This window comes from Pediococcus acidilactici DSM 20284 (assembly GCF_000146325.1).
GTDB classification, from domain to species: domain Bacteria; phylum Bacillota; class Bacilli; order Lactobacillales; family Lactobacillaceae; genus Pediococcus; species Pediococcus acidilactici.
In genome coordinates this window covers 605,144-619,553 of sequence record NZ_GL397067.1, presented here as the reverse complement: position 1 = coordinate 619,553, position 14,410 = coordinate 605,144, and the positions used below count along the sequence as shown (strand labels likewise).

Genomic DNA, 14,410 nt, shown 5'->3' with positions numbered 1-14,410 from the left:
CGGTAGATAAAAATTGGAGGTTTAGCCGTGGAAAGCAAAGCAAAAAGAAGAATGAAAATATTCTCTTTAAATTCGAATCGGGCGTTAGCAGAAAAAATTGCAAACGAAGTAGGAATTCCATTAGGAAAGGCAACCATTAAGCAATTCAGCGACGGAGAAATTCAGGTTAACATCGAAGAAAGTATTCGGGGAGCGGAAGTGTACGTGATTCAATCAATTTCGGATCCGATTAACGATTCTTTGATGGAGCTGTTAATCATGGTTGATGCATTACGGCGGGCAAGTGCTCGGCAGATCAACGTAGTGATTCCTTACTACGGCTATTCCCGTCAAGATCGCAAGGCTCGTTCACGGGAACCCATTACGGCAAAATTAATCGCTAATTTGTTGGAAGATGATGACATTACGCGGGTGTTGACTCTAGATTTGCATGCTCCGCAGATCCAAGGATTCTTTGATGTTCCAGTCGACCATTTGGCGGCGGCGCCTTTGTTAGCAAGCTATTTCCAAGAACATAATTTTGATTCTGAAAACCTCGTGGTCGTTTCTCCAGACCACGCGAGTGTCTCTCGGGCACGGAACATGGCGGAATTATTAGGAACTCCGATTGCGATTATTGATAACCGTAACGAAGAATCGGCGGAAAACCTCAACGAAATTCCTACGGAGATCATCGGTGACGTTAAAGGAAAAGTTGCCTTAGTGATCGACGATATGATTGATACGGGAACCCGGCTGACAATTTCGGCCGAAGCTTTGCATAATGCTGGTGCTACTGAAATTTATGGTGCAGCTACCCACGCAATCTTTTCGCGGAACGCACCCCAAATTTTACAAGCTTCCAAGCTATCTAAAGTGATCGTTACCGACTCCATTAGGATTGGTGAGGAGAAGCGCTTTGAAAAGTTAGTCGAATTATCAGTGGGACCTTTATTAGGGAACGCAATCAAGATGATTTACAACAACGAACCGCTCGCACCGCTATTTAAAAGCAAAAACTAATTAAATAACCATTAAATATTAATAAATATTTCCCAAAAGGGCCTGCAACAGATTATAATTTGTGCAGGCCCTTTAAGATATAACTGGAGGAAAATAATGGACGTTTTAGTAAGGATTTGGCAAAAGAAGTCGGTACAACTCTGGACAACGTTGGCGGCTCTGCTATTAATTGTGTATCTTTTACGCGGGTTTATGTCGCAAATTTTGCTGATTGTCATTTTCTCGTTTGTTGCCCACGTGGGTATTAAAAATATTCGAAAGTATCTGCATGTCAATCAACCGCTCGGTACCTTGATTTTTTACTCGGTATTGTTAGCGTTTGCGGCCGTGGTATTTTCTTTCACCGCTTCAATGCTTTATGACCAATTAAAGGGGATCCCCGCGTTGATTGGGCAAGCGATTAACAGCGATGCTTTTAATAACAAATATTTTCAAGGAATCATTAATGAAATTGCAAAAAACACCACGGCGGTTAAGGGCAGCCAGCACCTTGCTATGTCGGGATTGAACCAATTAGGCCGGATTGGGATTGCGGCTGAGCACGTGATGATTGCGTTATTCTTAAGCTTAGTTTTCAACTTAACTTACAACCACTTACGGGAGTTTGGACACGCAATTTTACATAGCCGTTACCAAGGGCTATTTAACCTTGTATATTATTTGTTACGAAAGTACGTCTTAATTTTAGGAACCGTGATTGAGACGCAGCTAATCATTTGTAGCATTAATACCGGACTGATGGTGATTGGTTTATGGATAATTGGGATTCCTAAACTCTTGTTAATGGCCATCATTGTTTTTGTTTTAGGCTTGATACCGGTCGCGGGGGTGTTAATCTCCCTAATTCCGTTGAGTATTGTGGCTTTTTCGGCTAATGGATTGGTTTCAGTAGTCGAAGTGTTAGCGTTAGTGGCGGTAATCCACTTTTTCGAATCGTATTTCCTACATCCTCGACTAATGGCGGGAGCCACGGATTTACCAGTGTTTGTCACCTTCATCACGCTAATCATTGGCGCAAAGATGATTGGAACGTGGGGGTTAATCGTGGGAATTCCTACGGTGGCCTTCTTTATTGATCTGTTAGGAATTAAGATCAAAAGACGCCGGCCAAAGAATCCCAAAGAAGCTATTGAAGAGGAATTTGAATAATTTAAACTAATAGTTTATGGAAAATAAAAGACGGCTAGCTTGTGCGTCTTAACTAATAAACGACTATTATGCCTAAATTGGCATATGGTCGTTTTTTGTTAAGCGGAACGGGTTGACTGTTGACGCTATTAAAGGCAACTCGTTAAATTTTTTTATAGTTTCACCCTAAAAAAGGATTTTTTAGTTTTCCCGGGTCACTTTTTTGCGCGTAACTTTGTAAAGGACCCGATACCAGAAGATGTAAATATAAAAATCCACGCTCGTTTGAATCTTTTTGAACAAAAATGAATTATTTTGAACAATTTTGATTGATTTTGGCGAAGAATGGTGATATATTCTTTTAGGGAGTTGATGAAAATGCTTACAGAACTGCGTGAGAAAAACATTTTGCGAATGTTAAAAGAACGTCAATTCGTTAAGGTTAATGAAATTATGCAAGAAAACGACGCTTCTATCTCCACTGTTCGGCGAGATTTAAAACGCCTAGAAGCAGCCGGAAAGTTGAAGAGGATTTATGGAGGAGCTCGTTTAGAAACCAATTTACAAGATGAAACTGATTTTCGAGTAAAGTCCAAACTGAACTTACTAGAAAAGAATGAAATTGGTAAACGGGCCGCGGAGCTTGTCCAAGACAACGAAGTGATTTTTTTGGACGCTGGTACTTCTACCGCTTCAATGATTGCTTATTTAGCGGAACTCAAGGGTTTGCTAGTGGTCACGAATGGCTTATCGATTGCTAGCTTATTGTCTGATTTTGATATAAAGACTTACTTAGTTGGCGGACAGCTAAAAAACAAGACCCGAGCGTTAATCGGCGCTGAAGTGGTCGATCGGTTGCGTACTTTCCGTTTTGACCGCTGCTTTATGGGAACGAACGGAATCGACCGTGTTCAAGGGTTAACCACTCCGGACATTCAGGAAGCGCAAATTAAATCCACGGCAATTGAACAAAGTCGGGACGCATATGTTTTGGCAGACTGTAGTAAATTTGATCAGACTTCTTTTGCAAGGTTTGCTGATTTACAGGACGTAACCATCATTGCTGACGAATGTCCAGAATGGTTAAAAACTGATCAGCAACTAAATTACTTGGAGGTTCAAAAATGATTTATACAGTAACGCTTAATCCCTCAATCGATTACGTAATCAGCTTAGACGAAATGCAAGTTGGGCTAGTTAATCGATTGAAGTCTGCAAGTAAGTTTCCTGGGGGAAAGGGCATCAACGTTTCCCGGATTCTTAATGAACTAGATGTGGAAAATACCGCCCTTGGATTTTTAGGGGGATTTACCGGGCAATTTGTGGCCGACGCCTTGACAGAGTTAAAGGTCCATTCCGATTTTGTTGGCATTAAGGAAGATACCCGGATTAATGTGAAAATTCACGCTCAACAAGAAACGGAATTAAACGCGTTGGGGCCTAATATTGACGATGAAGAACTAAGCCAATTCATGGCCAAGTTCGACCAGGTTGGGGCAGGCGACGTAGTGATTTTCTCCGGTAGTGTTCCAGCAAACTTACCACAAACTTTGTACGATGACATTATCAAGAAGATCGGCCAAAATGGAGCGAGCTTCGCGGTTGATACAACAGGACAAGGTTTGTTAGATACGTTGGATAGCCATCCGCTGGTCGTTAAGCCTAACAATCATGAGCTCGGAGATTTATTCGGGGTAAAGCTAACTTCCGATGACCAAATTGAAGAATATGGTAAAAAGCTAATTGAAATGGGCGCTCAAAATGTAATGATTTCAATGGCTGGCGAAGGAGGGATGCTCGTTACTGAGGATCAGGTTTTCCGCAGTTTTGCACCTAAAGGCACCGTTGTTAATTCGGTTGGGGCAGGTGATTCAATGCTTGCTGGATTTGTTGGAGAATTGGTTAAATCCCACGATAAGCAACGGGCCTTTAAACAAGGCTTAGCTTGTGGTAGTGCAACGGCCTTTTCACTAGACATTGCCACCAAAGCTAAGATTGATGAAGTTGCTAACGCAATTGAAATTTTTGAAAAGTGAGGCATGAAGGATGAAAATTAAGGATCTACTCAAACCAAATTTGATGATTCTAGATTTAAAAGCTGATTCAAAAGAAGCAGCGATTAACGAAATGATTGATAAGTACGTGGCTGAAGGAGTCGTTACCGATCGTGCAAAATATCTTAAAGGAATATTAGATCGGGAAGCAGAATCCACCACCGGAATTGGTGATGGGATTGCTATGCCACATGCTAAAACTGATGCGGTTAACCAAGCAGCCGTGTTATTTGCTAAGAGCAGTCAAGGCGTTGATTTTAATGCCTTAGATGGACAACCAGTCCACCTCTTCTTTATGATTGCAGCTCCTGAGGGTGCGAATAACGCCCATTTACAAGCGCTGGCAAAACTTTCCAGTTTGTTAATCAACCCGGACCTAGTTGCGAAGTTGAAAAAAGCGGAAAGTACTGACGACGTGATTAAATTGTTTGAAGAAGCGGAAGCGGCGAAGGATGCCGAAGATGCTGCAGATACTCAAGACGAAGCTCCTGCAACGAATGCGGCTCCTGCAACTGAAGAAACTTCAGCAACCCAAAAACCATTTATCGTTGCGGTTTCAGCTTGTCCTAACGGAATTGCCCACACTTACATGGCGGAAGCAGCTTTGAAAAAAGCAGCTAAAGATAAGGGAATCGATATTAAGGTTGAAACTAACGGTTCCGAAGGGGTAAAGCATCGTTTAACTAAGGAAGATATTGAACGTGCAGACGGAGTAATTGTCACCGCCGATAAAAAGGTTGAAATGGCGCGTTTCAATGGGAAACCCTTGCTAAATCGGCCGGTAATTGATGGGATCAACAAAGCTGATGAATTAATTGAAATGGTCGAAAACCATCAGGCAAGCACGTTTCATGCAAGCCAAGCCGATGGCGATGATGCTGCTGATGAATCTAAGGGCGGTTTTTGGAACGAAGTATATAAGGACTTGATGAACGGAATTTCCCACATGCTACCATTCGTAGTTGGTGGTGGGATTATCATGGCGATTTCGTTCTTTATTGAACGATATACTTCGGCAACCAGCTTATGGTTCACCTTCCCAAACGATATCGGTAATTACGCCTTTTCGTTCTTAATTCCGATTTTAGCTGGGTTTATTGCTCAATCAATTGGTGATTTACCTGCGTTAATGCCCGGGGTAGTTGGTGGTTACATGGCTACCCAATCGGCGGCAAGCATTATGCATACTAATAGTGTTTCAGGTTTCATTGGTGGATTGATTGCTGGTTTTGCGGCTGGTTTAATTGTCAATGCGCTAAAGAAGTTCTTCCGCTTCATTCCTAAATCATTAGAAGGTTTGAAACCGATGCTATTCTACCCAATTGTCAGTTTATTGTTAGTTGGGGCCCTAATGTTCTTCATTATTAACCCGGTATTTGCGGCGGTAAACGCTTGGGTAACTGGTGTTTTGGAAGGCATGGGTACTGGTAATGCAGTCCTCTTAGGAGCTGTCTTAGCCGGAATGATGTCGATTGATATGGGTGGTCCGTTTAATAAAGCGGCTTACGCATTTGCGATTGCGGCCTTTACGTCAACCAAAAATGGTGATCTAATGGCGGCCGTAATGGTAGGTGGGATGGTTCCACCATTAGCAACGGCCATTGCGACAACTTTCTGGCCAAAGAAGTTCACTGAACAAGAACGCGAAGCGGGGATTTCTAACTGGGTATTAGGAATTTCCTTCATTACCGAAGGGGCAATTCCATTTGCTACGGCTGATCCGCTCCGGGTAATCGGCTCAAGTATTGTAGGTTCAGCAATTGGTGGTGGACTAAGTCAGCTTTGGAAAGTTAGCGTTCCTGCACCACATGGTGGCCTTTGGGTAATTGCGTTAGCGGATCACAAGCTCTTCTACGTCCTATCAGTCTTAATTGGGGCAGTAGTTGCAGGGTTCATTATGGGAATCTGGAAGCCACGGCGCACTACTAATGACTAATAAATATTCATTTTGTGCATAAAAATAGTTAATGCAATAAAGCATATTGTTACAAGGTTTGTAACAATGTGCTTTTTTTGTAACAAAACTGTAACGCTAGCTAAATGTGCTTGAAATTAAGCTTTTTATCAAAAAAGCGGGACAAAAAAATTTGAATTTATTAAGTTTTGTTAAACACCGTATTGAAGGGGTTTATAAGAATTCCTAAAGAAAAATTGAATATCTGATGTATAAATAGTGTTTTCAAAGTTGGCGAAAAATGCTAATATTATAGACGTGCAAAACCAATTATAATTTATTTTGAATAAAGTCGAATGAAATAATATATAAATCGAAAACTTTAAGGAGTGGACAAACTTATAATGGTATCTAAATCTAAATCAAATGCGTCCAAATTATTGCTTGCCGGAGTAGCCGGTGCGGGATTACTTGTTGCTGGCGGTTCACAAGCAGTTGCGCATGCTGATTCTGTGAAAGTTCAAAAGAACGACACAGTTTGGGCACTTTCTCAAAAATACGGAGTTTCCATTAAGAGTATTGAATCCTTGAATAACATTAATCAAAACAGTCACTTGATTTTTGTTGGTCAAGAAATCAATATTCCAGAAAAGAACAACGCCGAACCCAAAACAAGTGTTAGTGACAAAGTAAAGGCTGACTCGGTTACGGTAAAGAGTGGCGACAGTCTTTCAGTAATTGCTCAGCGTTATGGTGTTTCAGTTAACGCTTTAATGCAAGCAAACCACTTGACTAGCTCATTAATTCTTGTGGGACAACAACTTAACATTCCTAGCGGAAATACCGTTTCAACACACAGTACATATGTAGCACCTGCAGCACCAGCAAGTTCAGCTGCTAAGCCACAAGTACAAACTCCAACTTCGCAAGCTACTCAATCAGCAGCTTCCAATAGTGCAGCAGTTTCTTCAGCGGTACAAAGCAGTTCTGCAGCTAGCCAAACTCCAAGTAGTGCAGTTACTTCGAGTGCAGCAAGCTCTGTAGCTCCAAGTTCAGTTGCTCCAAGTAGTGTAGCAACAGCTTCTTCTACTCAAGCAAACAGTGCAGCAAGCCATAGCTACAGCAAACCTGCTTCTGCAGCAAGCAGTGCTTCGGTTGCTACTAATGCAAACCAAGCAGCAAGTTCAGCTGCTCCACAAATTAGTAAGCAACAACAAGCTGCTTCATCAGTGGCACCATCAAGTGCTCCTGCAGCAACAAACCATGTCGCTTCATCAGTAGCACCATCGAGTGCTCCTGCAGCTACAAATCACGTCGCTTCGTCAGCAGCACCATCAAGTGCTCCTGCAACGACTAATCATGTCGCTTCATCGGCAGCACCATCGAGTGCAGCTCCTGCAGCTTCAACAAACCACGTCGCTTCATCAGCGGCACCATCAAGTGCAGCAACTAGCAACGTCCAAAACACAGGATCAGTTACCGGTTTGGCTACTTCGTTAGCTAACAACACCATTCCTTATGTTTGGGGCGGTAAGACACCTGCAGGATTTGACTGCTCTGGTTTTGTATCTTACGTATTCCAACATGCTGCAGGGATTAGCTTACCAAGCTACACCGTAGCAATGGAATCATACGTTAACAAAGAGTCAGTTTCAGCTGCTCAACCAGGTGACTTGTTATTCTGGGGTACTCCAGGAGCAACTTACCACGTTGGTATTTACCTTGGTAACAACCAATACGCAAGTGCACCAACCTTTGGTCAAAACGTTAAAGTACAAACAATTTCATCATACTTCTACCCAAGCTTTGCTGGGAGAGTTAAATAAGATTGACTAACAGTCGTCTTCACAAGGCTCCGCTTTTACTAGCGGGGCCTTTTTGTATGTTCTTGTTAGCACGGAATCAATTTTCAATAGTGAAATTTAGCAGGATTGTTGCGCAGGGGGAGGGGTAGGCAAGTTAAGTGGAGTAGTTAAGCCACATTGCAAGCGGTAGATATTAAAAAACACCGCTAATTTTGATTTAGCGGTGTTTGAAATTTTAATCCATAATTAACATTGGGATGATTACCGGGTGACGTTCGGTCTGATCGTACAGGAATTTTTGTAAATCATCAATGATTGCTCGATTAATTGAAGCTTCGTTAGCGTGAGGGTTGCGCATGGCTTGCCGAATCGTGGCAAACATTCGCCGCCGTCCTTCATTAATGAGTTCCCCAGATTCACGCATATAAACAAACCCACGCGATAATAGATCTGGTCCTGATTCAATCATTTTGGTCTTGAGGTTAATGGTGGCTACGACGACCACTAAACCTTCTTCAGAGAGTAATTGACGATCACGCAAAACGACGTTACCAATGTCGCCAATGCCATTACCATCAACATAGACGTCCCCGGCATTAAAATGACCGCAACGCCGAGCAGAGTCTTTAGTTAAGGCTAAGACGTCCCCGTTGGACATGATAAAGCTATTTTCGAAGGGAATGTCACAGTCGTGAGCTAATTCGGTATGCAATTGAAGCATCCGGTATTCGCCATGGATTGGCATGAAGTATTTAGGTTTCATTAAACGGAGCATTAATTTTTGTTCATCTTGGCCACCGTGTCCAGAAGTGTGGATGTTGTTGACTTTACCATGAATAACTCGTGCTCCGGCTTCTTCCAATTCGTTGATTACGTTATTTACACTGATTGTGTTTCCAGGAATCGGATTACTTGAAAATACAACTGTATCACCAGGTTCAATCGAAATTTGTCGGTGAGTCCCGTTAGCGATTCGGCTTAGGGCGGCCATTGGCTCACCCTGCGAGCCGGTACACATAATCAATACTTTATCAGCGGGGAGGTGCCGGATTTCTTCAGCATTAACCAACGCTTCGTCAGGAATATCTAAGTAGCCTAGTTCACGTCCGTTAACTAACGCTGCTTCCATAGAGCGCCCAAAGACCGCAATTTTACGGCCGTGCTTCAGCGCAGCCTCGGCGGCCATTTGAATCCGGGAAATATTGGAAGCAAAGGTCGCAAAAATGATCCGTCCTTGAACTTCTTCAAAAATTTTACGGATTGATTTACCAACCCAGCGTTCGGATTTGGTAAATTCGTCACGTTCAGCATTCGTACTATCGGACATCAATAACAGTACGCCTTCGTCACCTAACTTAGCCATTTTTTGTAAATTAGGCGGCTGGTGGGTGGTAGGGGTGAGATCGAACTTGAAGTCACCAGTTTCCACAATCACGCCAGAAGGGGTGTGCACCGCTACTCCGAGAGTGTCCGGAATAGAATGGGTGGTCCTAAAGAAGCTTACGCTAGTTTTAGGGAACTTAATCACGGTATCTTCGTTAATTTCGTGAATTTCGGTAGTTTTTAACAATCCGTGCTCTTCAAGTTTGCCCCGGATTAAGGCGGCAGCTAGTGGACTAGCATAGATTGGCACGTTAATTTGTTGTAGTAGAAACGGGATTCCACCAATGTGGTCTTCGTGACCATGGGTGATCACTAAAGCCTTTATTTTTTGTTGGTTTGCGACTAAAAATTGATAATCGGGGATGACGTAATCGATTCCTAAAAGTTCGTCTTCAGGGAATTTGATACCGGCATCTACAACAATAATTTCGTCTTGAAATTGGATTCCATAGGTGTTTTTTCCAATCTCATTTAGACCACCGATTGCATAAACGGCCGTCTCGTTATTTTTTATATTAATCTTACCCATCGCTTAGTACTCCACAAGCTTATAGTTTACCCCTTGTTGTTCGTATTCAAGGGCTTTCCCCTCTAAAACTTCAATTTGTTCGAGGTTAAAATCGGGATTGTGGTCTTCGACACGCTTAATTGCTTCTGGTTGAGAGTCAGCTTCAATATATAGTGAGCGGGTATTCTCCCGGCGTGGCATTTCTTTTTTTGATTCTTGATAATAAATTTTAAAGATCATGTTTTTTCCTTCCTTCTTCAATAAAAATGTGTTCCAATAAAAATAAAGTTTTTCCCGTTCAATAAGTTGTATTACTACAACGCATCTTAGAATATTTTATCACAGCGGTACTTATAAGTATAGAATTAGGGTTTTGAAAGGACGGACGTTCAATGAAATTAATTATTTTGGGATTGTTGCTTGTGCTGGTAGTGTTAGCGCTAATGGTTTATATAAAACGGCGTAGGGTTTCGAAAGCAGCGACGATTGTCCGTAACTCAGGCGAAACCATCGTTGATGAGGCCATGGGATTCGTGGCTGAGCAAATGCGTTCTCAGGGTTTTGTATTGGTTACTAAGCGCGGTACGTCTGTAGCAGACGTTTGGGGACAGGCAGTTGTGGGGTTTAACTACAAGATTAAACTTAACGACCAGGGCAATTTTAGAGATGTAGGTGACCGAATTGATTATTGGCTAACACAGTATTGTCAAAGGAAAGATTTAATGGAAGACCAAGAACCGATGTTGCGTGTTTCAGATTTATGGGCAAACAAAAACATTTTAGAGGTTGATGTAGTTTACCTGATTAACGAGCAAACTAAAAATTACTTAAAGGACTTAAGCAAATTATAGAAAATAAAAAGACGCAGGGCTTCTCCTAAAATAATGGAGAAACCTGCGCCTTTTGTCATTCTTATGATCTTTAACCAATCAAAATGGCGTTGTCGTCAATTGAAAATGGATCCTTTTTGTTAATGTGATCATAGAATAGGGTTCCCTTAAGGTGATCGATTTCATGTTGACATACGATTGCGGGGTAATCACGTAGTTTTATGGTTTTTTCTTCACCCTCAACGTTTTGGTACCGAATGGTGATTCGGTCGTAGCGGGGAACGTAGCCAGGGACTTCTTTGTCTACTGAAAGGCAACCTTCACCTTCGTCGAGTGCAGCAACTTGAACGGACTGACTGACGATAACCGGATTTACGAGGGTTTCTTCAAAGATAATCTCGTCATCTGGTCCAGGAACTAAAACTGAGGCCATTTGGATTGATAGGCCAATTTGGGGAGCCGCCAAACCAACGCCCGCTCGTAAATGATATTTTTGAGCGATTTTAGGATCTTGGCTGTTTTTTAGGTATTCCATCATTTCGTCAGCAACTTTAAGATACTTGGGATCGAGAGGAAAAGTCAGCTTTTCGGCCCGTTTGCGCAAAACTGGATTACCATCTCGCGTGATATCATTCATTTTAATCAAGATAAAAACCTCCAATTTGTCTGATATTAAGTATAATATAGATTAAAGAGAATACAAAATAAATCTTTAGTGAGGTAGCATTGTGGGAATTAAGGAAAATTTTAGCTATCCGTTGGACGAACGGTGGAATGTTCAAGAGATTACGGACGTAGTAGATTTCTTTACTAAAATTGAAGAAAGCTATCAAAAGGGCGTTAAAAAGCAAACGTTAAAGAACGCCTACGATAAATTTCGGCAAGTGGTTCCGAATAAAAGTGAAGAGAAACGAATTTATCGTGAATTTGAACAAAATTCAGGAATGCAGCCGTTTCAAGCAGTTAAACAACTTCGTGATGAAGGTGTAAAAATTATTAAGGTGACCGAAAATGGATATCACTAAAACCCAATTAGAACAAATTGATCAACAAATTTGTGATTTTTTGCGGGAGGATCGCCAATTTATTTTAGAACAAATGCAAAAGCATTATGCGGTTGGACAAAAAACGGGGCGGCGTGATTTAGTAACTTCGCTAGATAAAGAAAACCAGCAAAGGATCATTGCCTACTTAGAACCGTTATTGCAGCCAGCTAAAATATTGGCAGAAGAGACTGAACATCAAATCACTGATTCTACTGGTTTAGTGTGGGTAATCGATCCGATCGATGGTACCATGAACTTTGTAAAACAGGGCGAAGACTTTGCCGTAATGGTTGCGTTGTATGAGGACGGACACCCGATTTTGGGCTATATTTATGACGTGATGCGTGACCGATTGCTGCACGGAGGACCAGGACTGGGCGTTGCCTATTGTAACGAAATGAAACTAACCTCGCCAGAAAATCTGCCGTTAGCAGAGGGGTTGGTAGGGCTAAGCGGGCCGATGTTAATTGCAAATAAATTTAATTTTCAAACAATTGAGTCACAAAGCTTAGGTTCACGGGTCTTAGGAAGTGCGGGGATTGAATTTAGCCGGGTGATTTTAGGTAAGCAAGTCGGCTATGTATCCACGCTTAAGCCATGGGATTTTGCGGCTGGAAACGCTTTAGCGACGGTGTTGGGGCTCATGGTTGACCGTGTTGACGGAAGCCCACTTAATATGCTAAAATCGGGCGTTGTACTAGTTGCTACGAAAAAGGCATTTGCTACTATAATGAACATAGTAAAATGAGCTTGTGCTGTGACTGAACAATGAGTCACAGGTTTTTTTATGTAAAGCCATTGCAAAACGAAAGGGAGAAACAAATTTTGAAATTAAGAGACGATATTAGAAATATTGCGATTATTGCTCACGTTGACCACGGTAAAACAACGTTAGTTAATGAATTGTTAAAACAATCGGACACGTTAGATGAACACGTTCAAATCGAAGATCGGGCGTTAGACTCCAACGCAATCGAAAAGGAACGTGGAATCACCATTCTTTCTAAGAATACGGCTGTTCGTTATGGCGACAAGCAAATTAATATCTTAGATACTCCAGGACATGCGGACTTCGGTGGTGAAGTAGAACGGATCATGCGCATGGTTGACGGGGTCTTGTTAGTTGTGGACGCATTTGAAGGTACCATGCCGCAAACCCGGTTCGTATTGAAGAAAGCTTTGGAACAACACCTAACTCCAATCGTGGTAGTTAACAAAATCGACCGCCCCGGTGCTCGTCCTGAAGAAGTAGTTGACGAAGTTTTGGACTTGTTCATTGAACTTGGTGCTGACGAAGATCAACTTGAATTCCCAGTGGTTTACGCTTCAGCGTTGAACGGAACTTCAAGCTTCTCTTCGGATCCTGCAGAACAAGAACACACGATGAAACCAATTTTTGACACGATTGTGAAGACCATTCCTGCTCCGGAAGATACTTCTGATCAACCACTTCAATTCCAAGTAGCAATGCTTGATTATAACGATTTCGTGGGTCGGATCGGAATTGGTCGGGTATTCCGCGGTACCATTAAGGTTGGCGATAGCGTTACCGTAATGAAGTTGGATGGTAGTAAGAAGAACTTCCGGGTTACTAAGCTATTTGGTTACTTTGGCTTGAAACGGCTGGAAATTAAGGAAGCTAAGGCCGGTGATTTAATTGCCGTTTCCGGGATGGAAGACATTTTCGTTGGGGAAACCGTTGCAGATGCCGAACACCCAGAAGCATTGCCAGTTTTGCGGATTGACGAACCAACTTTGCAAATGACCTTCAGAACTAACGATTCGCCTTTTGCTGGTCGGGAAGGAAAATTTGTTACTTCACGTCAATTGGAACAACGTTTGAAGCAAGAATTGCATACAGACGTTTCCTTACGAGTTGACGATACTGATGATCCCGGTGCTTGGGTGGTTTCTGGCCGTGGGGAACTACATCTTTCAATCTTGATTGAAATGCTTCGTCGCGAAGGCTACGAACTACAAGTTTCTCGTCCAGAAGTTATCCTTAAAGAAGTTGACGGTAAGATGTGCGAACCGTTTGAATCAGTTCAAATTGATACTCCTGATGAATATACTGGTTCAGTTATCGATTCACTTTCACAACGTAAAGGTGAAATGAAAAACATGGAATCAACCGGAAACGGACAAACTCGGTTAACTTTCTTAGCTCCTTCACGCGGATTAATCGGGTACTCAACCGAATTCCTTTCAATGACTCGGGGATACGGAATTATGAACCATACTTTCCAAGAATATCTACCAGTGATTAAGAATTGGAACCCAGGTCGTCGTAACGGTACTTTGGTATCCATTAACTCAGGTAAGGTAACCACATACGCAATCATGGCAATCCAAGATCGCGGGGTAATCTTTACTGACGCCGGAACCGAAGTATACGAAGGAATGATCGTTGGTCAAAACAGCCGGGAAAATGATATTTCAGTAAATATCACCCGGGGACGGAACCAAACTAACGTCCGGGCTGCTGGTTCTGAAGATATTGCTAAGGTTAAAGCACCATTACACATGACGCTTGAAGAATCCCTTGAATTCTTAAATGAAGATGAATACTGTGAAGTTACACCAGAAAATATTCGTCTCCGTAAGCAAATCTTAAATACTAACGAACGTGAAAAAGCGGCTAAGAAACGTAAAATGGCTGCTAAAAAATAATGAATATTAGGTTTACGTAAACACGTTAGAAAATAACGCTGTTTAAGTTCTTCTTAAGAAGGGGTCGGGAAAAATTTTCTCGGCCTCTTT

Annotated in this window: 13 protein-coding genes; 10 read left to right on the top strand and 3 right to left on the bottom strand. The window is 42.1% G+C overall.

Features of this window, described 5'->3' with window-relative positions:
* The first annotated feature begins 51 nt into the window (after positions 1–51).
* From HMPREF0623_RS03065 to HMPREF0623_RS03040, 6 genes are all read left to right on the top strand, one after another.
* The gene (locus HMPREF0623_RS03065; protein WP_171461288.1) at positions 52–1,002 is read left to right on the top strand and encodes a ribose-phosphate diphosphokinase; all 951 of its coding nucleotides are present in this window, start codon (positions 52–54) and stop codon (positions 1,000–1,002) included.
* Between the two features lie 96 nt (positions 1,003–1,098).
* Entirely contained in the window at positions 1,099–2,151 is a 1,053-nt protein-coding gene (locus tag HMPREF0623_RS03060) for an AI-2E family transporter (protein WP_002830493.1), read from the top strand.
* Between the two features lie 357 nt (positions 2,152–2,508).
* On the top strand, positions 2,509–3,258 hold the full coding sequence (locus HMPREF0623_RS03055; protein ID WP_002831974.1) for a DeoR/GlpR family DNA-binding transcription regulator: 750 nt from the start codon (positions 2,509–2,511) through the stop codon (positions 3,256–3,258).
* Complete coding sequence (gene pfkB, locus HMPREF0623_RS03050) at positions 3,255–4,166, top strand: 1-phosphofructokinase (protein WP_002830491.1); 912 nt, start codon at positions 3,255–3,257, stop codon at positions 4,164–4,166. The genes HMPREF0623_RS03055 and pfkB overlap by 4 nt, the downstream gene beginning before the upstream one ends.
* Positions 4,167–4,176: 10 nt before the next feature.
* Complete coding sequence (locus HMPREF0623_RS03045) at positions 4,177–6,120, top strand: PTS fructose transporter subunit IIABC (protein ID WP_002830490.1); 1,944 nt, start codon at positions 4,177–4,179, stop codon at positions 6,118–6,120.
* A gap of 362 nt (positions 6,121–6,482) precedes the next feature.
* Positions 6,483–7,904 carry a C40 family peptidase gene (locus tag HMPREF0623_RS03040; protein ID WP_002831970.1) on the top strand — a complete coding sequence of 474 codons (1,422 nt, stop codon included), beginning with the start codon at positions 6,483–6,485 and terminating at the stop codon, positions 7,902–7,904.
* Between the two features lie 214 nt (positions 7,905–8,118).
* Here the strand turns inward: HMPREF0623_RS03040 and rnjA are convergent, their stop codons facing one another.
* Complete coding sequence (gene rnjA / locus HMPREF0623_RS03035; protein WP_002830488.1) at positions 8,119–9,795, bottom strand: ribonuclease J1; 1,677 nt, start codon at positions 9,793–9,795, stop codon at positions 8,119–8,121.
* Between the two features lie 3 nt (positions 9,796–9,798).
* Positions 9,799–10,014 carry a DNA-directed RNA polymerase subunit epsilon gene (locus HMPREF0623_RS03030; protein WP_002830487.1) on the bottom strand — a complete coding sequence of 72 codons (216 nt, stop codon included), beginning with the start codon at positions 10,012–10,014 and terminating at the stop codon, positions 9,799–9,801.
* A 152-nt stretch (positions 10,015–10,166) separates the two neighbouring features.
* Here HMPREF0623_RS03030 and HMPREF0623_RS03025 point away from each other — a divergent pair, with 152 nt between their 5' ends.
* Positions 10,167–10,625, top strand: coding sequence for a hypothetical protein (locus HMPREF0623_RS03025; protein ID WP_002830485.1), 459 nt, complete (start codon positions 10,167–10,169; stop codon positions 10,623–10,625).
* Between the two features lie 70 nt (positions 10,626–10,695).
* On the opposite strand, the gene def is transcribed toward HMPREF0623_RS03025, so the two are convergent.
* Positions 10,696–11,250, bottom strand: coding sequence for a peptide deformylase (gene def / locus HMPREF0623_RS03020; protein ID WP_002830484.1), 555 nt, complete (start codon positions 11,248–11,250; stop codon positions 10,696–10,698).
* An 82-nt stretch (positions 11,251–11,332) separates the two neighbouring features.
* On the opposite strand from def, the gene HMPREF0623_RS03015 reads away from it, so the two are divergent.
* The 3 genes from HMPREF0623_RS03015 to typA all read left to right on the top strand — a co-directional run bounded on the left by HMPREF0623_RS03015 (position 11,333) and on the right by typA (position 14,320).
* A complete protein-coding gene (locus HMPREF0623_RS03015) occupies positions 11,333–11,629 on the top strand; it encodes a UPF0223 family protein (RefSeq protein ID WP_002830483.1) in 297 nt (98 codons plus the stop codon).
* On the top strand, positions 11,616–12,398 hold the full coding sequence (locus HMPREF0623_RS03010) for an inositol monophosphatase family protein (RefSeq protein WP_002830482.1): 783 nt from the start codon (positions 11,616–11,618) through the stop codon (positions 12,396–12,398). Before HMPREF0623_RS03015 ends, HMPREF0623_RS03010 begins: the two co-directional genes overlap by 14 nt.
* A 77-nt stretch (positions 12,399–12,475) precedes the next feature.
* The gene (gene typA / locus HMPREF0623_RS03005; RefSeq protein ID WP_036671245.1) at positions 12,476–14,320 is read left to right on the top strand and encodes a translational GTPase TypA; all 1,845 of its coding nucleotides are present in this window, start codon (positions 12,476–12,478) and stop codon (positions 14,318–14,320) included.
* The last annotated feature ends 90 nt before the right edge of the window (positions 14,321–14,410 follow it).